At 70.5% G+C, this 5,457-nt stretch carries 3 protein-coding genes; 2 read left to right on the forward strand and 1 reads right to left on the reverse strand.

Annotated features, from left to right (window positions below):
- Positions 1–27 precede the first annotated feature (27 nt).
- A complete protein-coding gene (gene pepN / locus ACFV0G_RS34265; RefSeq protein ID WP_380556407.1) occupies positions 28–2,613 on the reverse strand; it encodes an aminopeptidase N in 2,586 nt (861 codons plus the stop codon).
- A gap of 336 nt (positions 2,614–2,949) precedes the next feature.
- On the opposite strand from pepN, the gene ACFV0G_RS34270 reads away from it, so the two are divergent.
- Both ACFV0G_RS34270 and ACFV0G_RS34275 read left to right on the forward strand, forming a co-directional pair.
- On the forward strand, positions 2,950–4,146 hold the full coding sequence (locus ACFV0G_RS34270) for an ROK family protein (protein WP_380556411.1): 1,197 nt from the start codon (positions 2,950–2,952) through the stop codon (positions 4,144–4,146).
- Positions 4,147–4,336: 190 nt separating this feature from the next.
- Entirely contained in the window at positions 4,337–5,434 is a 1,098-nt protein-coding gene (locus tag ACFV0G_RS34275) for a sugar ABC transporter substrate-binding protein (protein WP_380556409.1), read from the forward strand.
- Positions 5,435–5,457 lie beyond the last annotated feature (23 nt).

Below are 5,457 nucleotides of genomic sequence, written 5' to 3' on the forward strand. Positions count from 1 at the left end.
GCTGGGCCCCGGGCGGCCGGCGCAGCGTCAGGCCTGGGCGCCGGCTGCGCGGTCGGCCTCCTGGGCCTTCAGCGCACGCTCGATGCCGGCCCGCGCCTCGACCACCTGGCGGCGCAGCGCCGGCGCCGGGTCGGCCGAGGCCAGCCAGGCGTCGGTGGCGTCCAGGGTGCTCTGCTCGACCAGGTACGCGGGGTACAGGCCGACGATGATCTGCTGCGAGATCTCGTGGCTGCGGGTCTCCCAGACCTCCTTGACCGCGGCGAAGTACTTCGCCGCGTACGGCGCGAGCAGCTCGCGCTGGTCGGCCTGCTGGAAGCCGACGATGACGGCCTCCTGCACGTAGTTGGTCAGCTCGTCGGCCTCGACCACGGACGCCCAGGCCTCGGCCTTGGCCTCGGCGGTCGGGCGGGAGGCCCGGCAGGTCGCGGCGTGCTCCTGGCCCGAGGAGGTGTTGTCGCGGGCCAGCTCGGCCTCGACCGCGTCCTCGCCGGCGCGGCCGGTGGCGACCAGGCGGCCCAGCAGGGCCCACCGCAGGTCGGTGTCGACGGCCAGGCCCTCGACGGTCCGGGTGCCGTCGAGCAGGCCGGCCAGCAGGTCGAGCTGGCCGTCGGTGCGGGCGGCGGCGGCCAGCGTGCGGGCCCAGGCCAGCTGGTGGTCGCTGCCGGCGGCGGCGGCCAGCAGCTGCTGCTCGGCGGCGGCGGCCCAGATCTGCAGGCCCTGCTCGCGCCAGGCCGGGTCGGCGTAGGACTCCAGGGCGAGCTTGACCTGGCGGTGCACCGACTGGACGACGCCGATGTCGCTCTCCCGGCCGAGGCCGGACAGGGCCAGCGCCAGGTAGTCGCGGGCGGCGAGCTCGCCGTCGCGGGTCATGTCCCAGGCGGAGGCCCAGCACAGCGCGCGCGGCAGCGAGTCGGCGAAGTCGCCGAGGTGCTCGGTGACGACCGCCAGCGAGTCCTCGTCCAGGCGGACCTTGGCGTAGGAGAGGTCGTCGTCGTTGAGCAGCAGGACCGCGGGGCGGTGCCGGCCGACGAGCTCGGGGACCTCGGTGCGGGGGCCGTCCACGTCCAGCTCGATCCGGTCGGTGCGCACCAGCGCGCCGTCGACGAGCTCGTACAGGCCGATGGCGATCCGGTGCGGGCGCAGCACCGCCTCGCCGCGGGCGCCGGCGGGCAGCGCGGGGGCCTGCTGCAGGACGGCGAAGGACTCGATCTCGCCGTCGGAGTTGATGTGCAGCTCGGGGCGGAGCACGTTGATGCCGGCGGTCTCCAGCCAGGCCTTCGACCAGGTCTTGAGGTCGCGGCCGCTGGCCTCCTCCAGGGCGCCGAGCAGGTCGGGGAGGGTGGTGTTGCCCCAGGCGTGGCGCTTGAAGTAGGCCTGCACGCCCTGGAAGAACGCGTCCTGGCCGACGTAGGCGACCAGCTGCTTGAGCACCGAGGCGCCCTTGGCGTAGGTGATGCCGTCGAAGTTGACCTGGACGTCCTCCAGGTCGTTGATGTCCGCCATGATCGGGTGGGTGGACGGCAGCTGGTCCTGCCGGTACGCCCAGGTCTTCATCTGGTTGGCGAAGGTCGTCCAGGAGTGCGGCCACTTCGAGGAGGGCGCCTCGGCCTGGCAGACCGCCTCGGCGAAGGTCGCGAACGACTCGTTGAGCCAGAGGTCGTTCCACCACTCCATGGTGACGAGGTCGCCGAACCACATGTGGGCGAGCTCGTGCAGGATGGTCGCGGCCCGCATCTCGTACGCGGCGTCGGTGACCTTGGAGCGGAAGACGTACTGGTCGCGGAGGGTGACCGCGCCCGCGTTCTCCATCGCGCCGGCGTTGAACTCCGGCACGAACAGCTGGTCGTACTTGGCGAACGGGTAGGCGAAGTCGAACTTCTCCTGGAAGTAGTCGAAGCCCTGCTTGGTGACCTCGAAGATCGCGTCGGCGTCCAGGAACTCGCGCAGCGAGGGGCGACAGTACACGCCGAGCGGCACGCGCTGCGGGCCGCTGGTGTACTCGTCGAAGACCCCCACGTAGGGGCCGGCCACCAGCGCGGTCACGTAGGTGGACATCCGCGGGGTGGGCTCGAAGGTCCAGGTCCGCAGCTCGCCCGAGCCGGCCGGCTCGGGGGTGGGGGAGTTGGAGACCACGACCCAGCCGGCGGGCGCGGTGACGGTGAAGGCGAAGGCGGCCTTCAGGTCGGGCTGCTCGAAGTTGGCGAAGACGCGGCGGGCGTCCGGCACCTCGAACTGGGTGTAGAGGTAGGTCTCGCCGTCGACCGGGTCGACGAAGCGGTGCAGGCCCTCGCCGGTGTTGGTGTAGGCGCAGTCGGCGACCACCCGCAGCTCGTTCACGGCCTGCAGGCCGGGCAGGGTGATCCGGCTGTCGGCGAAGTGCGCGGCCGGGTCCAGCGCCTCGCCGTTGAGGACGATCTCGGTGACCGAGGGGGCCACCAGGTCGATGAAGGTCACGGCGCCCGGGTCGGTGGCGGTGAAGCGGACCGCGGTGGTGGAGCGGAAGGTGCCGCCCTCGCGGGCCGAGCTCAGGTCGAGCTCGATGTCGTACGTCTCCACATGCAGGAGCGCGGCCCGGGTGCGGGCCTCCTCACGGGTCAAGTTGGTGCCAGGCACTCGCAGGACTCCTTCGTCAGGCTTGGGTACCCGGCATCCTCCCACGAGCCTCCCCCGCGCGGACCTGCGAAATCCGGGCCGCCGGGCGGCGGAGGCGGAAGGCTACGACACTCGACGTAGGGAGGCAGGAGATGTTTCGCAACGATCCGACTTCGCTCTTGACTCTGTATTGCTGGGTTGGCTGAGCTTAGAGTTCAGAAGTTGAAGATGAACGCCCGGTTGAGGCTCCGACACCGCAGGGTGACCGGGGCGGCCGGCACAACGAGCTCCGCCGCAACGGCGCGGCAGGGGCGGGGACGGTCGGGTCCCCGTGCCCTGGGAGGGTGAATCATGTCGATGGACACGCCGGGATCGCAGTCCTCGCTGCACCGGGCGAACCTCGAACGGGTGCTGCGGGCCGTGCGGATGGCCGGCTCGCTCACCCAGGCCGAGATCGCCAGGTCCACCGGACTGTCGGCGGCGACGGTGTCCAACATCGTCCGCGAGCTGAAGGAGAGCGGCACCGTCGTGGTCGCCGACACCTCCTCCGGAGGCAGACGGGCCAGAAGCGTGTCGTTGAGCGGGGACGCCGGGATCGTGGTGGGGGTCGACTTCGGCCACACCCACCTGCGGGTGGCCGTGGGCAACCTGGCGCACCGGGTGCTGGCCGAGGAGAGCGAGCCGATCGACACCGACGTGTCGGCGCAGCAGGGCTTCGACCGGGCCGAGGCGCTGGTCGGACGGCTGCTGTCGCAGGCCGGGTTCCGGCCGGACAAGGTGATCGGGGTGGGCCTCGGCGTGCCGGGCCCGATCGACGTGGAGACCGGCGCGCTCGGCTCGACGGCGATCCTGCCGGGCTGGACGGGCGTCAACCCGGGCCGGGAGCTCTCCCAGCGCCTGGGCATGCAGGTGTACGTGGACAACGACGCCAACCTGGGCGCGCTGGGCGAGCTGGTCTGGGGCGCCGGGCGCGGGCTGAGCGACCTGGCGTACATCAAGGTGGCCAGCGGCGTCGGCTCCGGACTGGTCATCAACGGCCAGATCTACCGGGGCCCGGGCGGCACCGCGGGCGAGATCGGGCACATCACGCTGGACGAGGCCGGGCCGGTCTGCCGCTGCGGCAACCGCGGCTGCCTGGAGACCTTCGTCGGATCCCGCTACCTGCTCAACCTCTTGAACGCCAACCACCCCGGCGAGCTCACACTGTCCAAGGTGGTGCAGCTGGCCCAGCAGGGCGACCTCGGCTGCCGCCGGGTCATCGCGGACGCCGGGCGGCAGATCGGCAGCGGCGTCGCCACGCTCTGCAACCTGCTGAACCCGCGCCGCGTCATCCTCGGCGGGGAGCTCGCCGAGGCCGGTGAACTGGTGCTTTCCCCGATCCGGGACTCCGTGGCGCGGTATGCCATCCCGAGCGCGGCGCGCCAGCTCTCGGTGGTTCCGGGCACGCTCGGTGGCCGCGCGGAGGTCCTCGGGGCACTGGCCCTGGTGATGAGCGAGATGGGCGAATCGGGCGCGATCCGACAGACCGGTCTCGCGGCCGCAAGTAGCGCCTGAGCTGCGGCTGAGCGGTGCGACGGGGGCGGGCCGGGGTTGTTTGATCTCGGCTTCGCCTTCAGGAAGATAACGAAAGGGTTCGGATCCGAGCAGTCTCGGTTTTACTTATTGACGACAAGCGAGCGATCCGGGTTGACTCCCTTCCACCTCGCCGCGATGTTGCGGCTCTGTCAGGGAGGCACCCCCCACCATGAACGCAATGATGCGTCGCGCTGTCATCGGCACCGCTGCTGTTTCGATGGCCCTCTCCATGGCCGCCTGTGGCAAGGCCGGCAGTGACAACAAGTCGTCCGACGCGAAGGGCGGCGACACCAAGTCGATCGGCCTGCTCCTCCCGGAGAACGCGTCCTCCACGCGTTACGAGTCCTTCGACAAGCCGTTCATCGAGGCCAAGGTCAAGGCGCTGTGCAGCGACTGCAACGTCAAGTACAGCAACGCCGAGGGCTCGGCCGCCAAGCAGAAGCAGCAGTTCGACACCCTGATCGCCCAGGGCGTCAAGGTCATCATCCTCGACGCGTTCGACGCGGCCTCCACCCAGTCCTGGGTCAAGGAGGCGGCCGACAAGGGCGTCAAGGTCATCGCGTACGACCGCCTCGCCACCGGCCCGGTCTCGGCCTACGTCTCCTTCGACAACGAGAAGGTCGGCGAGCTCCAGGGCCAGGCCCTGGTCGACGCCCTCGGTGCCAAGGCCGCCGACTCCAACATCGTCATGATCAACGGTGACGACGCGGACCCGAACGCCGGCAAGTTCAAGGCCGGTGCGCACAAGATCCTCGACGGCAAGGTCAAGAAGGTCGTCTACGAGCAGTCCGGCGAGTGGAAGCCGACCGTGGCCGGCCAGAAGATCGGCGCCGCGATCACCCAGCTCGGCAAGGACGGCTTCCAGGCGGTCTACTCCGCCAACGACGGCATGGCCGCCGCGATCATCACCCAGCTGAAGTCCGCCGGCATCAAGGTGCCGGTCGGCGGCCAGGACGCGGGCCTCGACGCCATCCAGCGCATCGTGACCGGCGACCAGTCCTACACCATCTACAAGGCCTACAAGCCGCTGGCCGACTCCGCCGCGGAGCTCGCCGTCGACCTGCTGCAGAGCAAGGACATCAAGTCCGTCGCCTCCTCCAGCATCGACAGCGACACCGACAAGGGCATCCCGGCCAAGCTGCTGGACCCGAAGGTCGTCACCGTGGCCAACATCAAGGACACCGTGATCGCCGACGGCCTGTACAAGGTCGCCGACATCTGCACCGGCGACTACGCCGCCGCCTGCAAGACCGCGGGCCTGCAGTAATCCTGACGGGCGGCCGGTTCCGG

This window comes from Kitasatospora sp. NPDC059571 (assembly GCF_042735675.1).
GTDB lineage: Bacteria > Actinomycetota > Actinomycetes > Streptomycetales > Streptomycetaceae > Kitasatospora.

What these genes read in the sequence shown, in the direction of transcription:
- ACFV0G_RS34270 (WP_380556411.1), top strand. Translation starts at nt 2,950, where the DNA reads ATGGACACGCCGGGATCGCAGTCCTCGCTGCACCGGGCGAACCTCGAA.
- ACFV0G_RS34275 (WP_380556409.1), top strand. Translation starts at nt 4,337, where the DNA reads ATGAACGCAATGATGCGTCGCGCTGTCATCGGCACCGCTGCTGTTTCG.